Here is a 23,485-nt window from a genome sequence, read left to right as displayed (position 1 = left end):
AAACCTTAATGAAATCATGGGCAATTTTTGAACTATCTCCCTGTTTTCTCCCCGCCCCGTTGCTAGCATGGTGAGCAGATAAAAATTAAAACATTCTTACAAAATCCCTACAAAAATCCTTATAAGGAGCACCTATGACCGTTATGGAACATACAAAGGCTGCAACACTTGATCTAACCAAACACGGACTGCATAACGTTAAAGAGGTTGTTCGCAACCCAAGCTACGAATTGCTGTTTGAGGAAGAAACGCGCGCTGACCTAACTGGTTACGAACGCGGTGTGGTTACTGAATTAGGTGCGGTTGCTGTTGATACAGGCATCTTTACTGGTCGCTCACCAAAAGATAAATACATCGTTAAAGATGCGACGACAGAAGAACACATGTGGTGGACTTCTGACACCGTAAAAAATGACAACAAACCAATCACTCAGGAAGTGTGGAACGACCTAAAAGAGTTGGTGACTAACCAGTTGTCTGGCAAACGCCTATTTGTCGTTGACGGTTACTGTGGTGCTAACCCAGATACTCGCTTGAGCATTCGTGTGATAACAGAAGTAGCATGGCAAGCACACTTCGTAAAAAACATGTTCATTCGTCCTACCGAAGAAGAACTTGCAACGTTTGAACCTGACTTCGTAGTAATGAACGGCGCGAAATGCACCAACCCGAAATGGGAAGAGCAAGGTCTGAACTCTGAAAACTTCACGGTCTTCAACCTTACTGAGCGTACACAACTGATCGGTGGTACGTGGTACGGCGGCGAGATGAAGAAAGGTATGTTCGCGATGATGAACTACTTCCTTCCTCTGAAAGACATCGCATCGATGCACTGTAGTGCCAACATGGGCAAAGACGGCGACGTAGCAGTATTCTTCGGCCTATCTGGTACAGGTAAAACAACACTCTCTACCGACCCTAAACGCGCTCTAATTGGTGATGATGAGCACGGCTGGGATGACGATGGTGTCTTCAACTTCGAAGGCGGTTGTTACGCGAAAACCATCAAGCTATCGAAAGAAGCGGAGCCAGACATCTACAACGCGATCCGCCGCGATGCGCTGCTAGAAAACGTAACGGTTCGTAGCGACGGCTCTATCGATTTTGATGACGGTTCTAAGACAGAAAACACACGTGTTTCTTACCCTATCTACCACATCGAAAACATCGTTAAGCCAGTATCAAAAGGCGGTCACGCAAACAAAGTGATCTTCCTATCGGCAGACGCATTTGGCGTGCTACCGCCAGTGTCTAAGTTGACTCCAGAGCAAACCAAATACCACTTCCTATCTGGCTTTACTGCAAAATTGGCTGGCACAGAGCGAGGCATTACTGAGCCAACACCAACATTCTCTGCATGTTTTGGCGCAGCGTTCCTAACGCTTCACCCAACTAAATACGCGGAAGTACTGGTAAAACGTATGGAAGCCGCAGGTGCAGAAGCATACCTAGTGAACACCGGCTGGAACGGCACAGGTAAACGTATCTCTATCCAAGATACACGCGGCATCATTGATGCGATCCTAGATGGCTCGATTGAAGATGCGCCAACTAAGCACATTCCAATCTTCAACCTTGAAGTACCTACTTCACTACCAGGTGTGGATCCAAGCATCCTTGACCCTCGTGACACGTACGTTGACCCACTACAATGGGAAAGCAAAGCGAAAGACTTGGCTGAGCGCTTTATCAATAACTTTGATAAGTACACAGACAACGCGGAAGGTAAAGCATTGGTTGCGGCTGGTCCTCAACTGGACTAATACCGAAGCAAAACTGAGTGACCTGTGATTTGATGACAACAGTGACTTAGTTACAAAAATACTCTTCAAGCCCCTCTTTTGAGGGGCTTTTTATTGAATCCCACACCAGATTGATACAAGCTAAAGCCTAACTGGGTTATTTGTATAACTGACCTCATCAGTTTTCCGACACTTCACTTACAGGTTCTGGCAGGGATGAAAACAGCGCGTCGAATTCTAATTCTCTTACTGGTGGTATTGATTGTCCTTCCGGCGACCATTATTGCGCTGTTAACCACCTCATACGCCAATTCTACATGGCAATGGGTTTCACCCTACCTTGGCTTACCGATCCAAGCGGAGCGCGTTCATTACGATTTCCCTTACCACCTTTCGCTGCAAAACGTTCGCTCCCAAGATGCTCAACTGCCTTATATTGAACAAGTCGACGTGTGGCTGAACCCTGACATACGACGAGATGGAAAATGGATTATCGATAGCTTGCTGATCGATGGGGTGAGTCTAAAAAAAGGCATACCGACACGACCAAACTTAGAGTCGATCCAGTTCCACCAGATTGCGCTGAAAAATATTGATTACGCGGGTCCGCGCTTTTCCGTAACTGGATTGAGTATCCAAATCCAAGATCCTACTTGGAGCAACGCTCAACAATTATGGCCTTACGGCGCTATTCAGGCCTCTGCAGAGCAGATGTATTGGCACGATGAGGCGATACAAAAAATACTGGTTGATGTGGATTATCAAGCCCAAAACAGCACCCTCTATGGTACGTCTTTTAAATGGCGCAATAGCCAAATCTCAGGGCAAGGTGAGCAATATCCGCAAGGCTGGTCTTTGGTCAATGTCACGATTGATAAGTTGGCAATCACCAATACACAGCGACAATCTTTACTCTCTAAACCGTGGCAAGAATTGCCGTTCACCATTAACCACATCAATAGCCTCGATTTGCTTAACGCCGATATTGAATGGGGGGAATGGCACTGGCAAAACCTTGAACTGTCCATTGAAGATGCCTCACTGCCTGCGTCTCTATGGAATGCCACTGCCAAAGTGTCTTTACAAGCTGACAGTGTTCGTTTCCAAGAGCAAACCGCAATAGAGCCACGCTTGAACGCCATTTTCACGCCCGAGAATATCCAGCTCCAAGAACTGAGCCTAGATTGGCAGCAAGGCCGCGTACAGGTTTCTGGTCAATTCAAACCGACGCACTGGCAACTCGACACGGCTTCTGTTCAAGGATTGAAATGGGTTATCCAGTCTGATGACAACAAGGATTGGTGGAAGGCCGCCACCAGCGCGTTACAAGAAGTGGATATCCAAGAACTTGATATTGAACGCAGTCAGATAATCCAATTAGCGCACGAACCATTCTGGCAACTCTCTGGCTTAAACGTCGAAGGAAAAGCGCTAAAGTTAAAGCGCCAACACCGTTTTTGGGGCGTATGGCATGGCAGTCTCGACGCGAGTGTCGTAAATGCGAGCTACGACCAAGTTCTGTCTTCTCATGCTGCGATTTCGACACAAAGTGAGCAAGGGTTGTGGCAACTCTCTCGTCTGTTTGCCCCGCTAGAACAAGGCTACATTGAAGGCTTTGGTCAACTTGATCTAAGTACGTCAAGCCAACCTTGGGCGCTTAATCTGAGTGCGGATGGCATTCCACTCAAACTGCTCCACCCATACCTGCCAGATGCATTCGCGGTAGATGGATTTTCTGACCTCAACCTCGACCTGCAAGGTCTATCTGGTGACAACAATATGTTGGCGTACAGCTTAACGGGGCAAGTGGAAGCAAACCTACGAGAAACGACACTACGTTCACAAGCCGATAAGTCGCTTAAGAGCATCACGTTTTCCCCTATTCGAGTGCACGCGCAGCGGGGCGCTGTATCACTCAAGCCTGTAACCATCTCCGGCAATGTCATATCCGGTCAGATTGGCGGCGAGTTTGACATGGCCAACAACCCACTCAGCGGTTTGACATTCCAGCTCAAGGATCACTGCGGCATGGTCATAGGCGATCTGCTCGATGGTGAAATATCACGTAATGACTGCGACTCACCACAACAGCCAGACCACTTAACGCCGAACGTACCAACGAACGATGCTCAGCCGGAGGAATCGAGCTTTCATGGCATTGCAGAGGCGAATCTAGAGCAACCGGAAGAAGAGCTGGTTGAGGAGATAACAGAAGAGTTAGAGCCGGCTACGAACGAGGTCGTAGCCGAAGAAGAACTAGCAACTGAGTAGCTGCGAATAGTTGGGCAATAGCATGTACGTGCCAACGAAATCAACCGCAGGCGTATCGCCGCTGTAAATCACCACATGGATGACAATGCGCGCCTTGCGCCCTGACGCCAAGCGATCCAAATCACCACTGATACCATCAAGCGAGGTACTCGCCACCGGATTTTGCTCCACCGGATGACGATAACGAATCGAGCTGTCTGCCAAAACAATATCGCCATGCAAACCGCGCTCTTTGAGCAGTAACCACGTCATTCCCCATCCAGTCAGCGTTGCCAACGTAAATGCCGAACCAGCAAACATGGTATTGTGCGGGTTCAAATTCGGATTGAGCTGGGCACTGCATTCGAACTGATAACCGGTGTATTGGTTGATTTTGATGCCCATTTTGTCCGCAATTGGGATCTGCGCTTCCCAGCGCTGCTGCAATTCCGTGCACCATTCTGGGCGACGTAACACATTCGCCATCGGATCAAGCGGCTTCACCATTTGTTGGTGACGGACCGGACCGCGTTCATCGGTCAACTCACCACGACGTTCAAAACCGTTTTTTTCATAAAACGCAATCGCGTCTTCACGAGCATTACATACCAAACGTTTCGCACCTTCTTGGCGCGCAAGCGATTCCAACGCGACCAACACCAGTGAGCCCATGCCTTTGCTGCGACGATTGCCTTTCACCGCCATATAGCGGATTTGGCCATCGTTATCCGGAGTAATGTACAAACGTCCGATCGCCATTGGACGACCACGGCTATCCACAATCATGCGGTGGTGGCTCACCACGTCATATTCATCACGTTCAGAGCCTACTGGCATGCGCCATGGCTCTCGAAGCATTTGCCAACGAAATTGATAGTACTTGTTAAGCTGATTTTCGGTTGTTGGAGTTATGAGTTTGAACATATCAATCCTTTGAAAGTGCAAATCAGTAAGAATCTTGGGGAGAAAATACCCAAGTAAAATCAAATCACTTGGGTATATAGCTTAGACCATGGGTGTATCCACGCCAGATTAGACCTGTAGCCAAAAAGTCACTGGGCCGTCATTAATTAATGACACTTTCATATCGGCCGCAAAGCGACCACGCTCGGTTGGCAATTCCTGCTCACACAAGTCAGAAAAGTAATCATACAGACGTTCAGCGTCGGCTGGATGCGCACCACGAGAAAAGCCTGCACGTGTGCCTTTCTTGGTATCTGCCGGTAATGTAAATTGAGACACCACCAAAACCTTACCGTTCACTTGTTTGACGTTGAGGTTCATTTTTCCTTCGTCGTCTTCAAAGACTCGGTAGGTGGTCACACGTTCCATCAAACGTTTTGCTTTGGCTTCATCGTCGTCCTTCTCAACACCAAGTAGGACAAGAAGACCTGTATCGATTTCCCCAACCACTTCACCGTCTACACGAACGGCCGCTTCACTGACTCGTTGAATTAGCGCTATCACTACTCTCGCTTCCTTCATTTGCTAACTGAGATTCAGCCGACGAGTGTATCATGTCTAGATCTTCACTCCAGTGCTCTTGCTCACCCAATGCTGCGGTGACTTCTGCCCCCAGCAAGACGATCATCCAGCACAAGTAAACCCAGACAAACAAGATAGGAATTGCGGCTAAAGCGCCGTAAATCAGCTGGTAAGACGGGAACTGAGTGATATAGAGGGCAAAGCCTTTCTTACTTAATTCAAACAGTATCGCCGCAACGGCGGCGCCTACAGCACCATGCGCTAAATGCACTTTTTTGTTTGGCACCAGAATGTACAAACCTAAAAATGCAAAAAATGACAGCAAGAGCGGCAACCAGCGTAAGAACAAATTGAAGGCGCCAGACAGCGTTTCATTTTCTAAGATTTGTAACGACGTGACATAAGACGTTGCTGCAATACTCGCGCCGACTAAAATCGGCCCCAGCGTTAATACCATCCAATACATCGAAAATGAGAACACCAAACGGCGCTTGTCTTTGACTCGCCAGATGTAGTTTAGATTTTTATCGATGTTGGAGATCAGCATCAGCGCAGCAATAAACAAGAAACCACCACCGACGGCACTCATTTTGCCAGTGTTCGCCACAAACTCTTGCAGTGCAGTGTGCACCGCCTCACCAGATGCCGGTACAAAGTTTTCGATGATGTAGCCTTGCAACACTTCGCCAACGTTCGCGAAAACAGGGAACTTCGACAATATTGATAACAGTACCGTTAACATTGGCACGATGGATAGCAAGGTAATATAGGCAAGGTAGCCAGCATTTACATTAACGCGATCATGCGTCAAACGCTTAAGAAGATACTTAAAAAACGCGACGCAACTTGGCAGTAGATTGCTCAATCTCGCCTTGTAACTCTCTGATAACTGGTTCATAGTTCATCCCATAATTAGCGTCGAGGACATAAGAATGCCTTATTTATTAGCAATTGTACTATCAATTTTCACTTTAACAGGGTGTCAATCTGCGTATTACTCTGCGATGGAGCAAGTGGGCTACCATAAACGAGATATTATGGTTGACCGAGTGGAAGATGCCAAAGAATCACAACAAGAAGCACAAGAAGAATTCACTAGCGCACTTGAAGCCTTATCAGCACTAACCAATTTTGACGGTGGTGAATTAGAAAGCGTTTACAACAACATCAATGACAAATACGAAGACAGCGAAAAAGCCGCTCAAGATGTGCGTGACCGTATTGCTGCAATCGAAGATGTCTCTGATGCCCTGTTTGAAGAATGGCAAGGCGAACTAGACTTGTACACCAGCGCGAAACTGCGCCGCTCAAGCGAACAAAAACTGCGTGAAACCAAAGCCTCTTATAAAACCATGCTCAGCGCAATGAAGCGCGCAGAGAAAAAGATGACGCCAGTGCTGAACACACTGCGTGATAACACGCTGTATCTAAAACACAACCTCAACGCGAGTGCGATTGGTTCTTTGCAAGGCGAGTTCTCTAGCTTAGAGAAAGACATTCAATTTGCCATCAAACAAATGAACGAAGCGATCGCTGAATCGGATAAGTTCCTGCAAAAGCTTAATCAAAAGTAAATCATTCAGGCCTCCTCCTCGCGAGGAGGTTTTAGTCTGCTACCTCGCCGACTAAGCCTATTACTCTTCGAACAAAGCCCACGCGATCTTCGACACTGCCCCATGGCACTTCCACCACTTGATATCCGAGCTCAACATAAGTATTGATTAGGGTTTGATGGATTTTCAGCGCTTCTTCAAAGCTGTGCGGACGCACTTCATCTTGTACGTAAATGGACGCTTCAGGTCGACAAGTAAGCACCTGACTATGGTACCCAGCACTTTCAGTTAAGAAAGCTTGGTCAACGTGACAACCACCGACTTGCAGATAAGCAACAATATCTGGAATCGCGCGATCTACAAAAGCCACGTTAGTATTCAACGCTTCACGCTTTTGCTCACTCATTAGGTTCAGACACAATTTGGCAAACTCAGGCAGATTGGTCCACGGCAAAATGCCATTGTCCAACGCACTTTGCTGCTCTATCAACGAGCGTGAGCCTTCAGCAAACGTGGCGTAGCCTTGTTTGCCTAACGCGTTGAGTAACGTTGTTTTGCCCGCTCCTGGACCACCGGTAATCACAATCGGCTTCATGTTATCTCCCTAAAAACAACAAGCCCCGAGCTTAACTCGGGGCTTGTATTTAAGCTAATCCGCTACAGCAAATTATTTTGCTGAACGTGAAGCACGCTTACGGTCGCTTTCCGTTAGGAATTTCTTACGGATACGGATGCTTTCAGGTGTTACTTCTACTAGTTCGTCGTCATCGATGAATTCTAGAGCTTGTTCTAGAGTCATAACGATTGGCGGAGTAAGAACCTGTGCGTCATCTGTACCAGATGCACGAACGTTGGTTAGCTGCTTACCTTTCAGTGCGTTTACTGTTAGGTCATTGTCGCGGCTGTGAATACCGATAACCATGCCTTCGTAAACTTCTACACCGTGACCGATGAATAGACGACCACGCTCTTGAAGGTTGAACAATGCGTTCGTTAGTGCTTTACCAGCTGCGTTCGCGATAAGTACACCGTTAACACGTTGACCGATGTTACCGCCTTTGTGAGGGCCGTAATGATCGAACGTATGGTAAAGAAGACCAGAACCAGAAGTTAGTGTCATGAATTCCGTTTGGAAACCGATCAGACCACGAGATGGCATGATGAAGTCCATACGTACACGGCCTTTGCCGTCTGGAGCCATATCTTTTAGCTCACCTTTACGTAGGCCGATGTTCTCCATGATACCGCCTTGGTGCTCTTCCATAACGTCGATAGTTACGGTTTCGAACGGTTCCATTAGCTGACCATCTTCTTCTTTGATGATTACTTCTGGACGAGATACTGCAAGCTCGAAGCCTTCACGACGCATGTTTTCGATCAGGATAGATAGGTGAAGTTCACCACGGCCTGAAACGCGGAATTTGTCTGGATCGTCTGTTTGCTCAACGCGTAGTGCAACGTTGTGTACCAATTCTTTCTCTAGACGCTCAAGGATGTTACGTGAAGTTACGAACTTACCTTCTTTACCAGCGAATGGAGACGTGTTTACTTGGAACGTCATCGTTACTGTCGGTTCATCAACAGACAGTGCAGGTAGTGCTTCTACTGCGTTTTGTGCACAGATAGTGTCAGAGATTTTTAGCTCGCCAAGACCAGTGATCGCAATGATATCACCTGCGTTAGCTTGCTCAACTTCGTGACGCTCTAGGCCTAGGTAGCCCATTACTGTGCCAACTTTACCGTTACGAGTTTTACCGTCAGCACCAATGATAGTTACTTGTTGGTTTGCTTTAACGCTACCACGAGTTACACGAGCAACACCGATAACACCAACATAAGAGCTGTAGTCTAGCTGAGAAACTTGCATCTGTAGTGGACCATCAAGGTCAACATTTGGTGCGTCAACAACATCAACGATAGTTTGGAATAGTGGTTCCATGTTCTCGCCAGTTTCGCCTTCTTCTAGAGAAGCCCAACCGTTAAGTGCTGATGCGTAAACCACTTTAAAGTCTAGCTGGTCATCAGTTGCACCTAGGTTGTCGAATAGGTCGAACACTTGGTCCATAACCCAATCAGGACGAGCGCCTGGGCGGTCAATCTTGTTGATTACAACGATTGGCTTAAGACCGTGCGCAAATGCTTTTTGCGTTACGAAGCGCGTTTGTGGCATTGGGCCGTCAACCGCGTCAACGATAAGTAGTACAGAGTCTACCATCGACATGATACGTTCTACTTCACCACCGAAGTCCGCGTGTCCCGGAGTATCTACGATGTTGATACGGTAATCGTTCCAGTTAATTGCTGTGTTTTTAGCAAGGATTGTAATACCGCGCTCTTTCTCGATGTCGTTCGAGTCCATGACTCGCTCTTCAGCTTCACCGCGAGACTCTAGCGTGCCTGATTGTTGTAGCAGCTTGTCAACCAACGTTGTTTTACCGTGGTCAACGTGCGCGATAATCGCGATATTTCTTAATTTATCAATCTGTGGAGTAGCCATGGATATTGATTCACTTAGATAGATGAAATGCCCCCACGCTGAGAACGGGTGCTCTCTGGTGACATTTGCTGATTAAAAAAACGGCCATAATGTACCAGATTTTAGCAAAAAGCCTAGAAATATGTGATCTACTCCCGAGCATTTCTGTGAATTTTACGCTTAATGCCCACTTTCTTCCGCTGAACGAATTGATAAAACACAACTTTATTCTAATCGTTGCACAATACAAATTGACTCTTGCTCAAAAACTGGGCTGAATAAGCAATGCTGCTGTCACATTGTGGTGCAACAATCTTAATTCGCACCACTTTAGTGCAGACGTAGATCATTTTGGTGCAATCATTTGCACCAAACTAGCATCTAAAAACACAATTCATTGAAATTAATGGAATATTTTTTTTGGCACGGTTTTGGCTTTAGTAAACACAGCATCGATTAATGAAAAGTCAAAAAGATTAATCTATGCCGGGTTCATGAATATTTCATAAGTCGAGCTTTTACCGCTTATTAACACTGGAGGTTATCCAAGATGTCAGTAGAAAACGTTCTATCGCTGATCCAAGAAAACGAAGTAAAGTTTGTTGACCTACGCTTCACTGATACAAAAGGTAAAGAGCAGCACATTTCGATTCCTGCTCACCAAATCGATGCAGACTTCTTCGAAGAAGGTAAAATGTTCGATGGTTCATCAGTTGCTGGCTGGAAAGGCATCAACGAGTCAGACATGGTAATGATGCCCGACGCATCTTCAGCTGTGCTTGACCCATTCACGGAAGATGCAACGCTAAACATCCGTTGTGACATCCTAGAACCTGCAACAATGCAAGGTTACGACCGTGACCCACGCTCTATCGCAAAACGCGCTGAAGACTACATGCGCTCAACAGGTATCGCAGATACAGTGCTTGTTGGTCCTGAGCCAGAATTCTTCCTATTCGATGACGTGAAGTTCTCTAACGACATGTCAGGTTCTTTCTTCAAGATTGACGACATCGAAGCAGCATGGAACACAGGCAGCGACATCGAAGGCGGTAACAAAGGCCACCGTCCAGGCGTTAAAGGCGGTTACTTCCCAGTAGCTCCGGTTGACTCTTCTCAAGACATCCGCTCTGCAATGTGTCTAATCATGGAAGAAATGGGCCTAGTTGTTGAAGCGCACCACCACGAAGTGGCGACTGCGGGTCAAAACGAAATCGCAACTCGTTTTAATACGCTAACAACGAAAGCTGACGAAATCCAAATTTACAAATACGTAGTACATAACGTTGCTCACGCATTTGGTAAAACAGCGACATTCATGCCTAAACCACTCGTTGGCGACAACGGCTCTGGCATGCACGTTCACCAATCTCTAGCAAAAGACGGCGTTAACCTGTTTGCTGGCGACAAGTACGGCGGTCTATCTGAAACAGCGCTTTACTACATCGGCGGTATCATCAAACACGCTCGTGCAATCAACGCGTTTGCTAACCCATCAACAAACTCGTACAAGCGTCTTGTACCTGGATTTGAAGCACCAGTTATGCTTGCTTACTCTGCACGTAACCGTTCAGCTTCTATCCGTATCCCAGTGGTACCAAGCCCGAAAGCACGTCGTATCGAAGCTCGCTTCCCAGATCCAGCAGCAAACCCATACCTAGCGTTTGCTTGTCTACTGATGGCTGGTCTTGACGGTATCAAGAACAAGATCCACCCAGGCGAAGCGATGGACAAAGACCTTTACGATCTACCAGCAGAAGAAGCAGCTGAGATTCCTAAAGTGGCTGAGTCTCTAGAAGTGGCTCTAAATGCACTAAACGAAGACCGTGAGTTCTTAACAGCGGGCGGCGTATTCTCTGACGACTTTATCGATTCTTACATCGCACTTAAGTCAAAAGACGTTGAGCGCATCAACATGGCAACTCACCCACTTGAGTTCGAACTTTACTACTCTGTATAAGGTTCAAACTGTGTAAAATGTAAACACAGTAACAAAATATTAGGCTCGCCTCGCAGGCGGGCCTTTTTTGTATTCGTCAGTCAAGATTCGCCGTTTAACATGAGGGGATAATAAAAATACGCTTGGGCTATTTTTACCTTGTAGGTCAAAGGCCTAAGCCATTGAAACGTGAAATCATCGATCAAAAGAAGGTGAGCCATGAAAGTTCAGCTTATTCCATCGCTATGTATACTCAGCGGCACGCTACTGGCCTCTGTAGCCTCGGCTCAGGTCGCTTATACTTGGGTAGACGAAAACGGCGTAGTGCACTTCAGTGACACCCCAAACCAAGGCGCGAAGACCATCGCATTGCCCAATCTTGAAGCCAGTGCACCAGCACCAGAAGTCGAGAGCACAGAATCACTTGCGCCACAAGCCAAAGCAGCCCCCGAGCCAGAAGAAGAGCCAGAAAAGAAATCGGATAAGCCTCAACCTTTGCAGCTGGCGATGCTCACACCTCAACACAATGAAACCATTCGTAGTAATCGTGGCTTGATCAATATCCAGCTGGAAGCCAATCGTAAGCTGGGCATTGGTGAACAACTGCAACTGTTCTTCGATGGGAAACCTTATGGCGCACCTCAAACGCAGCTCACTTGGCAATTAAACAACATCGATCGCGGCACACATACTATCGCGGTTCATGCTAAACGAAGCGGCAAGCTTATTGCATCTACTAGCCCTATAACGGTGCATTTACATAGAGCAAGCGTTAAGCCGACCGTAAAAGGGGCAAAATAGAAAATCGGAGTAAAAAAGTCGCATCACAATGAGGCTTTTTACTTTTTCTTCTGAGCTTTCTTCGCCATACTTAACGTTCTATTGCACCATTATTGTGCATTGCACAATCTCAACGCAAACAAGGACGTAATGTGGATACCAGTCTCCCTAGTGCCATACTCAACAACATGGTCACAGCAACGCTGATTCTTGATGATGGATTGGCCATCCGCTATGCCAATCCAGCCGCTGAGCTGTTGTTTTCGCAAAGCGCCAAACGCATTGTCGAACAATCGCTTTCTCAATTGATTCAGCATGCATCGTTGGACTTGGCCTTACTGACTCAGCCATTGCAAAGTGGCCAAAGCATTACCGACAGTGACGTGACGTTTGTCGTCGATGGGCGTCCGCTAATGCTGGAAGTCACAGTAAGTCCAATCACTTGGCAACGACAGCTCATGCTATTGGTTGAAATGCGCAAAATAGATCAACAACGACGCCTCACTCAAGAGCTCAACCAACACGCACAGCAACAAGCCGCCAAACTGCTCGTGCGCGGTTTAGCTCATGAGATCAAAAATCCACTTGGCGGATTACGCGGTGCGGCGCAGCTGCTGGAAAAAATGTTGCCCGATCCATCGTTAACCGAATACACCCACATCATTATCGAACAAGCCGATCGACTAAGAGCGTTAGTCGACCGCCTACTTGGCCCACAGAAACCGGGCAAAAAGACACAAGAAAATCTGCACCAAATTCTGGAGAAAGTACGCCAATTGGTCGAGTTAGAATCTCAAAACTCGATCATCATCGAACGCGACTACGACCCGAGCTTGCCTGAGATTTTGATGGATGCGGATCAAATAGAACAAGCGATGCTGAACATCGTCAGCAACGCGGCACAAATTCTTGCTCATCAAGAGCACGGCAACATCACCATTCGCACCAGAACGGTGCATCAAGCCAACATTCATGGCAAACGCTGCAAATTAGCGGCGCGCGTCGAGATCACCGATAACGGGCCGGGCATTCCACCTGAATTACAGGACACCTTGTTTTATCCCATGGTCAGCGGGCGCGAAGGCGGCACCGGACTTGGGTTGTCCATCTCACAAAATTTGATCGACCAGCACAACGGAAAAATCGACGTTGAAAGCTGGCCTGGCCACACCACTTTTACAATATATTTGCCGATTTGACCTCACGAATGGATTTCGTTGAGCGCCTATTTACGGTTTTTGCTGCAAGGATTAGTACATGAGTAAAGGATATGTTTGGGTCGTCGATGACGACAGTTCAATTCGCTGGGTGATGGAGAAAACGCTCTCCTCAGCCAACATAAAATGCGAAACCTATGCCGATGGGGAAAGCGTTTTGATGGCGCTTGAGCGCGAAGTGCCAGACGTACTGGTGTCTGATATTCGCATGCCCGGTATCGACGGATTAGAACTGCTCAAGCAAGTGCAACGTGATTACCCTGATTTGCCCGTGATCATCATGACCGCGCATTCCGACTTAGATGCCGCCGTTAACGCCTATCAAAAAGGCGCGTTCGAGTACCTGCCAAAACCGTTTGATATCGATGAAACCTTAACGCTGGTCGAACGTGCGATTGCCCACAGCCATGAAAACAAACGCGAGCAATTGTCTTCAGAAGATGCCCCGGCCGACACGCCAGAGATCATCGGTGAAGCGCCAGCAATGCAGGAAGTGTTCCGCGCTATTGGCCGCCTTTCTCGCTCGTCGATTTCCGTTCTGATCAACGGTGAGTCCGGTACGGGTAAAGAGCTGGTTGCTCATGCCCTTCACCGCCATAGCCCTCGCGCCAACAAACCTTTTATCGCTCTCAATATGGCCGCGATTCCAAAAGACTTGATTGAGTCTGAGTTGTTCGGTCACGAAAAAGGCGCATTTACGGGCGCGAACAGTGTTCGTCAAGGCCGCTTCGAGCAAGCCAACGGAGGCACGCTCTTTTTGGACGAAATCGGTGACATGCCACTGGATATCCAGACACGTTTGCTGCGCGTGTTGGCGGATGGTCAGTTCTACCGTGTTGGTGGTCACTCTCCGATTCGTGTCGATGTACGTATTGTCGCCGCCACGCACCAAAACCTCGAAAAGCTGGTACACCAAGGCGATTTTCGTGAAGACTTGTTCCACCGCTTGAACGTCATTCGCGTACAAATTCCTGCGCTTCGTGAACGCAAACAAGATATTGAAAAGCTCACACAACACTTTCTGGTACGCGCCGCAGATGAGCTTGGAGTGGAAACCAAAACCTTGCACCCGTCGACAGTCGAAATTCTCAATCGACTCAATTGGCCGGGCAACGTACGTCAGCTAGAAAACATTTGTCGCTGGTTAACCGTGATGGCGAGTGGCAGTGAAGTATTACCGAACGATTTGCCTTCAGAGCTTTTGGAAGAGAAGAAGACCATTTCGGATTCAACCAAAGGCAGCTGGCAAGAACAATTGGCGGACTGGGCACGTCAATCGCTCGCTGCGGGGGATAAAGAACTACTTTCTTTCGCATTACCAGAATTTGAGCGCATTTTATTAGAAGCTGCATTGGAGCACACTAAAGGTCACAAGCAAGATGCCGCTAAAGTATTAGGCTGGGGACGCAATACGCTAACCAGAAAGTTAAAAGAGTTGTACTGACCGTCACTTAAGCAGTGAGTTAACAATGAGAGTGCTTAGCGCTCGATATTAACAGAAATGTCAGTACAATTAAGGTGAACCATCCCTAATGTGACTAGGCAATGTCTACTGCAAAGACTCAAATTACACTACGTACTGCTGTACTCATCCCTTTTGTGATGATTTTCTTACTGGCTATCGGTGTGATTGTCTACGTCCAAAAACAAAGCTATGAAGAGGTGGTGACCGACATCAGCGATAAACAGCTGTCGGTGTTGACCGAAAGTGTCTACGACCACCTCAATAGTTATCTGCGAAAACCGTTTACGGCGGTGATGACGCTTGCTCATAACGTGAGTTATCACAACCTGTACCATCCCCATGATACGCGAGATGTCCAAGCCTACTTATTGAGCGCGTTTCAGAACCTATACCGTTCTATTCCGCAGCTGGACGTGATTGCTTTTGGTTCAGAAACTGGCGATTTCGCGGGTTTTCGTCGCGAGATCTCCGACGATTACACCTTGATGGTTCAAGATAAATACACCGATGGTAAGTTAATCATCTACGGCACAGATCATGTCAGTAACGATATTCGTACTGTCATCACGCCTTACGACCCAAGAACTCGTCCTTGGTATCAACCGGTCGCCAAAGACGAAAAACCGATGTGGTCAAAAATCTACACCAATGCGGATGAGCGCCAAGACATCACCTTATCTGCTATGACACCGGTGTACGAACACCAAGAATTTGCGGGCGTATTGGTGACGGATATTCGTATCAATACCTTCAACGAGTTTCTACGCGTCATCAAGAAGAACACCAAAGCATCGGTCTTTATCATGGACCAGGAACACCGATTAGTGGCACATTCTGGCCCTGGCAGCGTGGTGTCTTGGGGCACAAAGTTTTCGGATAAAGGTCAACGCTTGTTCGCCTCTGAAAGCGCAGACCCGATCATCAAAATCAGCGCCTCCCGCGTGCGTGGTTTTGACTTGTACCATACAGACCAACCGTACACGTTTGAGTTTGACCACAGCGGCCAACGTATTTTTAGCCGTATCACGCCCTACTACGATCCAAACGGTTTAACTTGGTTCATCGGCACTTCTATCTCGGAATCTGATTTGCTTGGCCTCTTACCGAAAAGCCAAGAGAAAAGCTGGATTGTTGGTATCGTCGTCAGCTTGTTTGGCATCGGCTTTAGTTGGGTCATATTCGAACGCGTGACTCGACCAATCAACGCCACTGCCGATGCAGCTCAACACCTAGCAAATGGCGATTGGGATAGCTCAATGCCCCAACCTGGCCGTGTGTACGAAACGACCGTGCTCGCAAAAGCCTTTAATGAAATGGCCAGCAACCTCAAAGCCTCATTTAAGGCGCTGCGCGATCAGCTGGTGTATGACTCATTAACTCGACTCTACAGCCGCCAAGGATTAATCGAAATCTGCGAAAACAAACCCAATTTGTGTCACGGTAGTTTGTTCTTATTGGGGATCAACAAATTTAGAGATATCAACGACAGCGTGGGACACCACAATGGTGATCAGCTGTTGGTTAGCATCGCAGAAAGGCTGAAGCAGCAATTCCCAGACAACACCATGCTGGCCCGAATTGGTGGTGATGAGTTCGCTCTGTTTATGCCAGATATGGATAAAGACGAAGACATCCGTTTAACAGAACGTCGCCTACAACAACTGTTCGCAGCACCATTTATGGTTGAAGGTGAAAGCGTGGTGATGAAGATCTCACTAGGGATTGTGCAAACCAAGCATGGTGAGAACATGCCGCTTTGGCTACGCAATGCCAGCATTGCTCTGAGCTACGCGAAGCAAGATCCACTGACGGGCATTTGTTACTACAGCCCAGAACTCGCGAGCGCATCGAAGTTTCGTACTCAGCTGCTCACGAAGATGCAAACGGGCATCGACAAGCGCGAATTTGTGCCTCATTATCAGCCGATCATCGATCTCGCGAGTGGTAACGTATGTGGCGCCGAAGCCCTAGCTCGCTGGAATAGCGAAAGCGGTATGATTTCACCATTAGATTTCATCCCAATCGCGGAAGAAAGCGGCATGATCAAAGCCATTGGCCAACAAATCTTGCTGCAAGCGTGCCGAGACACATACAAAGCCATCGAGAACAAACAGTGGCCGTCAGACTTCCAATTGCACGTGAACATCTCGGTCAATCAGCTCTCCTGTCCGGCGTTTGTCGACACCGTGACACGAGTGCTGGATGTCACCAAGCTGCCCGCCAAAAACCTCACGTTAGAGATCACCGAGTCGCGCATTATTGATAGCGCACCAACGACTCTGGAAAACATGACGAAGTTGCGTGATATGGGCATTGGCATCGCCATTGATGATTTTGGTACGGGTTACTCTTCCCTTGGTTATCTGCATTCACTGCCGTTCACTTGCTTGAAGATCGATCGCACGTTCATCAATCAGCTCACCAAAGAGAACCTCGACAGCTCAGTAGTAGCCGCAGTGATCAATATCACCGCAGGATTAAAAACCAATGTCGTGGCAGAAGGTGTAGAAGACAGCACGCAAGCGCAACTGTTGCGTTCTCTGGGCTGCCATCAAGTCCAAGGTTTCTATTACAGTCGCCCAATTCCTCTGGATGAATGGCCAACACATTTGGTTAACATGAAGTAGAAAAGAGCGAGAATCGTTGAATTCCTAGTCATCCTCTACTGACAATCTACCTAACTGTTATTTATACTTAACTGCAAATCTTACCCATGTATTGTCACAGATAATGTTTGGGCCCTGTTCCAGTTCATAACTATCCGGATCGACATAATGATAACTAAGAATCTTCCTCTAACTGATTTGCACCGCCACCTTGACGGTAACATTCGTACTAAGACTATCCTTGAGCTTGGCCAAAAATTTGGCATTGCTCTGCCAGCGTACGATATTGAGTCTCTCACTCCACACGTTCAAATTGTCGAAGCGGAACCATCTCTTGTTGCTTTCCTTTCCAAGCTTGACTGGGGCGTAGCAGTACTGGGCGATCTTGACGCTTGTCGTCGCGTTGCTTATGAAAACGTTGAAGATGCGCTAAACGCACAAATTGATTACGCCGAACTGCGTTTCTCACCATACTACATGGCGATGAAACACAAATTGCCAGTCGCTGGCGTGGTTGAAGCGGTTGTCGATGGCGTACAAGCAGGCATGCGAGACTTTGGCATCAAAGCGAACCTTATCGGTATCATGAGCCGCACATTTGGCACAGATGCATGTCAGCAAGAACTGGATGCCATTCTAAGCCAGAAAGACCACATCGTAGCAGTAGACCTTGCAGGTGATGAGCTTGGTCAACCGGGCGATCGCTTTGTCTCTCACTTCAAACAAGTACGTGATGCAGGCCTAAACGTGACAGTTCACGCTGGTGAAGCGGCGGGCGCTGAAAGCATGTGGCAAGCCATTCAAGAGCTTGGTGCAACGCGTATCGGCCACGGTGTGAAAGCGATTCACGATCCAAAACTGATGGATTACCTAGCGGAAAACCGTATCGGTATCGAATCGTGCCTGACGTCGAACTTCCAAACCAGTACGGTCGATTCTCTAGCAAATCACCCACTGAAACAGTTCCTAGACCACGGCGTTCTAGCGTGTCTAAATACGGATGATCCTGCGGTAGAAGGTATTGAGCTACCTTACGAATACGAAGTGGCGGCACCAGCAGCCGGCCTGAGCCAAGAGCAGATTCGCCAAGCGCAAATCAATGGCCTTGAGCTTGCTTTCATTTCTGATGCAGAAAAAGCAGAACTGAAAGAAAAAGTTAAAGATCGCGTTTAATCAGCGCAAAATTATAAAAAATGCCAGCATTTGCTGGCATTTTTTGCATTTGGAATCGGCAAGTGATGATCAAATCACGCGAGAGAATTGCTGCTGACGCGCTTTTGCTCGCAGATATTTATCGAAGCTCATACAGATGTTACGGATAAGCAGGCGACCACGCAGTGTCACTCGAATTTCATTGTCATCCACTTCCACCAACTCATCATTGATGAACGTTTGTAGCAATTGCAGGTCTTCTTTGAAGTACTGATCAAATTTCACTCTGAATTCAGATTCGATCGCTTTTTTATCAAGCTTAAAGTTACAAATCAGCTGCTTAATGACTTCACGACGGAGCAAGTCATCCGAATCGAGTGAGACACCTTTCCACAATGCGTGGCGAAGGTCATTTACTTGAGCGTAGTACTTCTTGAGCTCTTTTTGGTTTTGTGCGTACGCATCACCAATCATTGAAATCGCAGAAACACCAAAGCCCACCAAGTCACACTCACCTTGCGTGGTGTAGCCTTGGAAGTTGCGATGCAACACACCTTCGCGCTGCGCAACGGCAAGTTCGTCGTCAGGCATCGCAAAATGGTCCATGCCGATGAACTGGTAGCCAGCCCCCGTCAAGGTTGCGATCGTATCTTGCAGGATCGCCATTTTCTCTTCTGCTTTTGGCAAATCTTCGTCTTTAATTTTACGCTGCGCAGCAAACAATTGCGGCATGTGTGCGTAGTTAAAGACCGACAGACGACCCGGCTGCATTTCCAGCACTTGTTCTAACGTCTTCGCAAAAGAGGCTTTGGTCTGCTTCGGCAAACCGTAGATCAAATCGAGGTTGGTCGAACGGAAACCCAACTCTTTCGCACGTGCCACCATCGCAAAGATGAATTCTTCATCTTGTTCACGGTTCACCAGTTTTTGCACTTCTTTGTTGAAGTCCTGAACGCCGATGCTCAGGCGGTTGAAGCCTTCACTACGAAGGTGATCCAACATGGTGATCTGAATTTCACGCGGGTCTACTTCAATGCTGATTTCTGCATCATCACTGAATGTAAATTCTTGGCGTAGCAAGTTCATCACGCGAGTGATTTGCTTTTCAGATAGAAACGTCGGTGTACCACCACCAAAGTGCAATTGCGTCACGGTGCGACCAACGAGCAATGCAGCACGTTGACGAATTTCGTGTTCAAGCACGTCGAGGTATTCATCCGCTTTGTGCGAGTGGCGTGTAATGACTTTATTACAACCACAGTAGTAGCAAAGCTTATGGCAAAACGGAATGTGTACGTACAGCGATAACGGACGCTCTGGGTACTGAGTGCATGCCATATCATAGTCTGAGATGGTAAACGCTTCATGAAACTCCAGCGCCGTTGGGTACGACGTGTAGCGAGGACCGGAATAGTTGTACTTATCCAATACCGCTTGATCCCAGACGATTTGCTGTTTCGATTCAGTGTGTTGATTCGACATGGTGGTACTTTCCGTTAAATGCTAGGGCAACGAAAGCCGTCACCCGATATTCAGAATCGCTATTTTGCCATACGACGATGGCAACCGTGGCAACACCTGATGGCTTTTTAATTATAAATCCAAAGAAGTGCTAGCGTGATCACGATAGCCCCAATGGTCATAAAACAAACCAATGGGGATTATCGTTAAAGCATCTGAATATTGATTTGATTATTCAGTGGCTGGACGTTTTTCTGCAACACTTTGAGTTCCTCGATGATCGCATCTGTTAAGCGGCTTTCTGCTTTCTGACGCGTCAGGTTCTGTTGCATACGTTCTTTCTTGGCAAGTTGCTGACGGTCTTCACCGCGCGCCATATCTTTTACGATATGGTAAAGCTCGGAAATTGCAGGGTACACTTCGTCGAAGTTCACACGATTCTCACCTTGAACATAATCCATGATGCAGTACACGCGAATACTGATTTCCGACAAATCGCACTGGCCTTGAATGCCTGCCTGACACAAGGTATGCACATTCTCAAAAATGTTGGCATTACGTTTATCGATCGCCAACTTTTGATGCTTCAGCTGCAATTCCTTTTGCTTTTTCAATTGAAGCAGAAGGTAACCTGCATAAGAAGCCAGCGCGATAATGATCACTGCACCCGCAATAGCTAATAAGGTTACATTCATGGCTTAATTATCCTTTGTAGTCTTCGAAGTTAATATCGTCGAAATCCGCTAATAAATCATCGTCATTACGAGAACCTTTCGCAGAAGAAACGGTAAAATCTTCCTCTTCTTCAGGTTCTAGCAGACCAAGTTGGTCCATTAGCTTTTCAATACGATCAAGCTTCTCATCCACGTATTTTTGTAGGCCTGTACCTAGGTTTTCACCCGCTTCAATGCGATCCAACAACACGTTCAATTGCGCGTCATTTTCTAGCATTTCTAGCTCTTGTTCCGCAGATAGACGACGCTCTTGCTTCGTCATCTTCTTCACTGGTTCAACAATCAGAGGGATCTTCTTCTTGCTGCCTAAACGTGGGTCACGATTTTGCGCAGAAGATTGCTTTTTCTGTTCGTTAACTTCTGAGTTGCGGCTACCTGTCTTCAAGCCTTTACGCTTTTTCGCGCGCTTGCGTAGACGGCCTTCAACGTCAGATTCGGTACGGTTACGAGTTACAACAAACTCAGGTGCGCCAGCGGCACCCGGCTTTCTAGATTTCTTTTTACGGCTCATTACTGGGTCTTCCTCAGTAAAATTACATCATTACCAATAAATTCGAGTTCGAGCTTATCCCGCTCAGCAAGGAACTGGAAGGTATCACGGCTAAAGAACACCACATGAGTTGGGTCATTCTTATAGTGCCATGATTTAAAAGCCTCCACGTCGATGACCATTTTCGTCATCAGGCCAATCCAGCCCCCTGGCTTAACTAAATTCAACCATTGCTTCCACACCACATCGGGGTGGTAGAGGTGCTCTATCACCTCTGTCGCTGTCATGAAGTCATACTGCTTTTCTAGCACCGCAGTATCTGGGTGATAGTAAATATCGTACAACGCCATGTTGTGCCCTGCTTCTTCTAGCATTAAGGAAAGCGTCGGGCCCGGACCACAACCAAAGTCGATTCCGTTCGATTGTGGTGAAATTCGCTCTGTGATTGGGTCAGCAATACGCGACAAAAAACGTCGATAGCCCATATCTTCTGGGTTGTTCTCATGCAAATCATAGTGAGCTTTTTCAGTTTCCGCATCCAAACGTTGGTCTGGATTAACGAATACCAAGTAGCACTGCTCACATTGAAGATATTCGCGATGCTTATCTTCAAAATAGTGACGAGTATGCTGATTGTGGCATAAAGGACAGGTATGCATGCTGACTTCCTCAAACAGGGATGCGAAACATACCAGAAAGTGGACTCAGATTGGAGAGGCACTGAATACTTTTTCAGCAGTTTTTGTTAAAAAACTTTGTTTAAGAACCCATCGAAAGGCATCAGTGTAGTAATCCCTCTTCAGATTGGTGGTTGCCGAGAAAAAACGGCATAAAAAAAGCGACAGTCAAACTGTCGCTTTCTAAGTGCCATCAAGTGGCGAAACTGTGTTGCACGCATTTAGTGCACCAAGAATCCTTTTGTTTTTCGTGCTTTCCTTGCCAAAAAGTGTTGTTTTTCATCTTCCTGATGAGTTTTGGCTATCCCTTTACTTCCTGTCTTCTGAGCAACTTCCTGTGCCTGATCCTTTCCACTGTCTTAACCATAAGACGAGATGACCATCCGTATCGAGCAGGCTCCTTGCCTACCTAATTCCGTTTTCCGATCACCAAGCTATCCTAGCTTGCGTCCATGAAGACCTTGAATCCGTGGTCTGAAATCCTGCAATTCACCCCCTGTGAACGCTTTCTACTTTACGTAATCCCGACGCACTCACAAGTTAGCAGCAGGAAATATTAGCGATGATTTTTTCGCAAAAATTAAAAACATCAATTAATCAAAAGGTTAAAAATAAGAAGAAGACATTCGCAATCGAAGGTATGGCAAATGTCTTACAAGCTTTCGAGCAGATATCGATGACACCCTCAAAAATCACGTGTGAGCCACATCACCAACAAAAATGCCCCAGCGAAATCGCTGGGGCATTTTTGTACAACTTTGCTCGAACTATGTAGGGGTATCAGTGCAGACCGCCAACGTATTTCGACAGAACTTCGATATCTTCATCTGTCATTTTCTTCGCGATGTCACGCATCATGGCATTCATATCGTTGCCACGGTTACCATCACGGAATTTTTCTAACTGAGCTTTGATGTAGTCAGCGTGCTGACCCGAAATTTTAGGGAAACCTGAAAGCTCAGTACCGTTACCACGCGGACCGTGACATGCCATACATGCCGTTAGACCACGCTCTGCATCACCCGCGGTGTAAAGCACTTTACCTTTTGCTACCACATCTTCAGGTGTCGAGCTTTCTGAAGTTGGTAGAGAAGAGTAGTATGCTGCAAGATCTGCGATGTCTTCATCGCTTAGCGGCATTGCCATGCCACTCATTACAGGATCGTAACGACCTTGTTTACCACCACTTGTCATACCTAGCTTAAGATCTTTTAACTGCTTCTCAAGATACTTAGCGTGTTGGCCTGCTAGTTTAGGGTACATTGCGATTGCACTGTTGCCATCTGCTCCGTGACAGGCGACACAGGTTTGTGATTTTGCTTTACCAGCCTCAATATTACCTTGGGCCCATACTGAGCAACTGGCTAAAAGACTCAAAATTAGCGCTAATTTCTTCATGACATTCCATTATAATTATCAAGCTTCCAGTACCACGGAATGTGAACATACCGCGTACAC

19 protein-coding genes are annotated in these 23,485 nt (G+C 47.1%); 9 read left to right on the top strand and 10 right to left on the bottom strand.

The features are described 5' to 3' along the window. Window positions 1-134 precede the first annotated feature (134 nt). Both pckA and ACYJZR_RS00595 read left to right on the top strand, forming a co-directional pair. Window positions 135-1,763 carry a phosphoenolpyruvate carboxykinase (ATP) gene (gene pckA, locus ACYJZR_RS00600; RefSeq protein WP_005478630.1) on the top strand — a complete coding sequence of 543 codons (1,629 nt, stop codon included), beginning with the start codon at window positions 135-137 and terminating at the stop codon, window positions 1,761-1,763. Between the two features lie 195 nt (window positions 1,764-1,958). After that, complete coding sequence (locus tag ACYJZR_RS00595; RefSeq protein WP_461715836.1) at window positions 1,959-4,013, top strand: AsmA family protein; 2,055 nt, start codon at window positions 1,959-1,961, stop codon at window positions 4,011-4,013. Here the strand turns inward: ACYJZR_RS00595 and ACYJZR_RS00590 are convergent. From ACYJZR_RS00590 to ACYJZR_RS00580, 3 genes are all read right to left on the bottom strand, one after another. Next, window positions 3,999-4,916, bottom strand: a complete 918-nt coding sequence (locus ACYJZR_RS00590; protein ID WP_005456791.1) for a bifunctional GNAT family N-acetyltransferase/hotdog fold thioesterase — start codon at window positions 4,914-4,916, stop codon at window positions 3,999-4,001. The genes ACYJZR_RS00595 and ACYJZR_RS00590 overlap by 15 nt on opposite strands. Window positions 4,917-5,024: 108 nt before the next feature. After that, window positions 5,025-5,459 carry a D-aminoacyl-tRNA deacylase gene (gene dtd, locus ACYJZR_RS00585; protein ID WP_005478645.1) on the bottom strand — a complete coding sequence of 145 codons (435 nt, stop codon included), beginning with the start codon at window positions 5,457-5,459 and terminating at the stop codon, window positions 5,025-5,027. Further along, window positions 5,431-6,375 (bottom strand): virulence factor BrkB family protein, encoded by a 945-nt coding sequence (locus tag ACYJZR_RS00580; protein ID WP_005456793.1) that lies wholly within the window; start codon window positions 6,373-6,375, stop codon window positions 5,431-5,433. Before ACYJZR_RS00580 ends, dtd begins: the two co-directional genes overlap by 29 nt. A gap of 34 nt (window positions 6,376-6,409) precedes the next feature. On the opposite strand from ACYJZR_RS00580, the gene ACYJZR_RS00575 reads away from it, so the two are divergent. Further along, complete coding sequence (locus ACYJZR_RS00575) at window positions 6,410-7,051, top strand: DUF2959 domain-containing protein (RefSeq protein WP_005456820.1); 642 nt, start codon at window positions 6,410-6,412, stop codon at window positions 7,049-7,051. A gap of 31 nt (window positions 7,052-7,082) precedes the next feature. Here the strand turns inward: ACYJZR_RS00575 and ACYJZR_RS00570 are convergent, their stop codons facing one another. After that, window positions 7,083-7,625 carry an AAA family ATPase gene (locus ACYJZR_RS00570; protein ID WP_023583838.1) on the bottom strand — a complete coding sequence of 181 codons (543 nt, stop codon included), beginning with the start codon at window positions 7,623-7,625 and terminating at the stop codon, window positions 7,083-7,085. Window positions 7,626-7,697: 72 nt separating this feature from the next. Then, window positions 7,698-9,527: a translational GTPase TypA gene (gene typA, locus ACYJZR_RS00565; protein WP_005456840.1), complete on the bottom strand. Its 1,830-nt coding sequence runs from the start codon at window positions 9,525-9,527 to the stop codon at window positions 7,698-7,700. Window positions 9,528-10,056: 529 nt separating this feature from the next. Between typA and glnA the strand changes: the two genes are divergently transcribed. The 6 genes from glnA to add all read left to right on the top strand — a co-directional run bounded on the left by glnA (window position 10,057) and on the right by add (window position 18,686). Further along, window positions 10,057-11,466 carry a glutamate--ammonia ligase gene (gene glnA, locus ACYJZR_RS00560; protein ID WP_005456818.1) on the top strand — a complete coding sequence of 470 codons (1,410 nt, stop codon included), beginning with the start codon at window positions 10,057-10,059 and terminating at the stop codon, window positions 11,464-11,466. Window positions 11,467-11,664: 198 nt separating this feature from the next. Beyond that, on the top strand, window positions 11,665-12,246 hold the full coding sequence (locus tag ACYJZR_RS00555) for a DUF4124 domain-containing protein (protein WP_042763498.1): 582 nt from the start codon (window positions 11,665-11,667) through the stop codon (window positions 12,244-12,246). 167 nt (window positions 12,247-12,413) lie between these two features. Further along, entirely contained in the window at window positions 12,414-13,424 is a 1,011-nt protein-coding gene (gene glnL, locus ACYJZR_RS00550) for a nitrogen regulation protein NR(II) (RefSeq protein ID WP_202986959.1), read from the top strand. Between the two features lie 58 nt (window positions 13,425-13,482). Continuing rightward, complete coding sequence (gene glnG, locus ACYJZR_RS00545) at window positions 13,483-14,886, top strand: nitrogen regulation protein NR(I) (protein WP_015296072.1); 1,404 nt, start codon at window positions 13,483-13,485, stop codon at window positions 14,884-14,886. Between the two features lie 101 nt (window positions 14,887-14,987). Continuing rightward, window positions 14,988-17,534: a phosphodiesterase GepA gene (gepA, locus tag ACYJZR_RS00540; RefSeq protein WP_020904381.1), complete on the top strand. Its 2,547-nt coding sequence runs from the start codon at window positions 14,988-14,990 to the stop codon at window positions 17,532-17,534. Between the two features lie 147 nt (window positions 17,535-17,681). Further along, a complete protein-coding gene (add, locus tag ACYJZR_RS00535; RefSeq protein WP_015296070.1) occupies window positions 17,682-18,686 on the top strand; it encodes an adenosine deaminase in 1,005 nt (334 codons plus the stop codon). 69 nt (window positions 18,687-18,755) lie between these two features. Here add and hemN read toward each other — a convergent pair whose 3' ends face one another. From hemN to ACYJZR_RS00510, 5 genes are all read right to left on the bottom strand, one after another. Further along, entirely contained in the window at window positions 18,756-20,147 is a 1,392-nt protein-coding gene (gene hemN / locus ACYJZR_RS00530) for an oxygen-independent coproporphyrinogen III oxidase (RefSeq protein WP_005496689.1), read from the bottom strand. Between the two features lie 185 nt (window positions 20,148-20,332). Continuing rightward, complete coding sequence (locus ACYJZR_RS00525) at window positions 20,333-20,821, bottom strand: DUF2489 domain-containing protein (protein ID WP_005456843.1); 489 nt, start codon at window positions 20,819-20,821, stop codon at window positions 20,333-20,335. A 7-nt stretch (window positions 20,822-20,828) separates the two neighbouring features. Beyond that, window positions 20,829-21,371 carry a Der GTPase-activating protein YihI gene (gene yihI, locus ACYJZR_RS00520; protein WP_005496687.1) on the bottom strand — a complete coding sequence of 181 codons (543 nt, stop codon included), beginning with the start codon at window positions 21,369-21,371 and terminating at the stop codon, window positions 20,829-20,831. Further along, window positions 21,371-22,009 (bottom strand): class I SAM-dependent methyltransferase, encoded by a 639-nt coding sequence (locus ACYJZR_RS00515; protein ID WP_005456816.1) that lies wholly within the window; start codon window positions 22,007-22,009, stop codon window positions 21,371-21,373. The genes yihI and ACYJZR_RS00515 overlap by 1 nt, the downstream gene beginning before the upstream one ends. 798 nt (window positions 22,010-22,807) lie before the next feature. Then, window positions 22,808-23,425, bottom strand: a complete 618-nt coding sequence (locus tag ACYJZR_RS00510; RefSeq protein ID WP_005478649.1) for a c-type cytochrome — start codon at window positions 23,423-23,425, stop codon at window positions 22,808-22,810. Window positions 23,426-23,485: the final 60 nt, after the last annotated feature.

The sequence above is a fragment of the Vibrio sp. RC2502 genome, from assembly GCF_054850435.1.
This window is presented reverse-complemented; position numbering and strand designations above follow the sequence as displayed.

What these genes read in the sequence shown, in the direction of transcription:
- pckA (WP_005478630.1), top strand. Translation starts at nt 135, where the DNA reads ATGACCGTTATGGAACATACAAAGGCTGCAACACTTGATCTAACCAAA.
- ACYJZR_RS00595 (WP_461715836.1), top strand. Translation starts at nt 1,959, where the DNA reads ATGAAAACAGCGCGTCGAATTCTAATTCTCTTACTGGTGGTATTGATT.
- ACYJZR_RS00590 (WP_005456791.1), bottom strand. Translation starts at nt 4,916, where the DNA reads ATGTTCAAACTCATAACTCCAACAACCGAAAATCAGCTTAACAAGTAC.
- ACYJZR_RS00580 (WP_005456793.1), bottom strand. Translation starts at nt 6,375, where the DNA reads ATGAACCAGTTATCAGAGAGTTACAAGGCGAGATTGAGCAATCTACTG.
- ACYJZR_RS00575 (WP_005456820.1), top strand. Translation starts at nt 6,410, where the DNA reads ATGCCTTATTTATTAGCAATTGTACTATCAATTTTCACTTTAACAGGG.
- ACYJZR_RS00570 (WP_023583838.1), bottom strand. Translation starts at nt 7,625, where the DNA reads ATGAAGCCGATTGTGATTACCGGTGGTCCAGGAGCGGGCAAAACAACG.
- typA (WP_005456840.1), bottom strand. Translation starts at nt 9,527, where the DNA reads ATGGCTACTCCACAGATTGATAAATTAAGAAATATCGCGATTATCGCG.
- glnA (WP_005456818.1), top strand. Translation starts at nt 10,057, where the DNA reads ATGTCAGTAGAAAACGTTCTATCGCTGATCCAAGAAAACGAAGTAAAG.
- ACYJZR_RS00555 (WP_042763498.1), top strand. Translation starts at nt 11,665, where the DNA reads ATGAAAGTTCAGCTTATTCCATCGCTATGTATACTCAGCGGCACGCTA.
- glnL (WP_202986959.1), top strand. Translation starts at nt 12,414, where the DNA reads ATGGTCACAGCAACGCTGATTCTTGATGATGGATTGGCCATCCGCTAT.
- glnG (WP_015296072.1), top strand. Translation starts at nt 13,483, where the DNA reads ATGAGTAAAGGATATGTTTGGGTCGTCGATGACGACAGTTCAATTCGC.
- gepA (WP_020904381.1), top strand. Translation starts at nt 14,988, where the DNA reads ATGTCTACTGCAAAGACTCAAATTACACTACGTACTGCTGTACTCATC.
- add (WP_015296070.1), top strand. Translation starts at nt 17,682, where the DNA reads ATGATAACTAAGAATCTTCCTCTAACTGATTTGCACCGCCACCTTGAC.
- hemN (WP_005496689.1), bottom strand. Translation starts at nt 20,147, where the DNA reads ATGTCGAATCAACACACTGAATCGAAACAGCAAATCGTCTGGGATCAA.
- ACYJZR_RS00525 (WP_005456843.1), bottom strand. Translation starts at nt 20,821, where the DNA reads ATGAATGTAACCTTATTAGCTATTGCGGGTGCAGTGATCATTATCGCG.
- yihI (WP_005496687.1), bottom strand. Translation starts at nt 21,371, where the DNA reads ATGAGCCGTAAAAAGAAATCTAGAAAGCCGGGTGCCGCTGGCGCACCT.
- ACYJZR_RS00515 (WP_005456816.1), bottom strand. Translation starts at nt 22,009, where the DNA reads ATGCATACCTGTCCTTTATGCCACAATCAGCATACTCGTCACTATTTT.
- ACYJZR_RS00510 (WP_005478649.1), bottom strand. Translation starts at nt 23,425, where the DNA reads ATGAAGAAATTAGCGCTAATTTTGAGTCTTTTAGCCAGTTGCTCAGTA.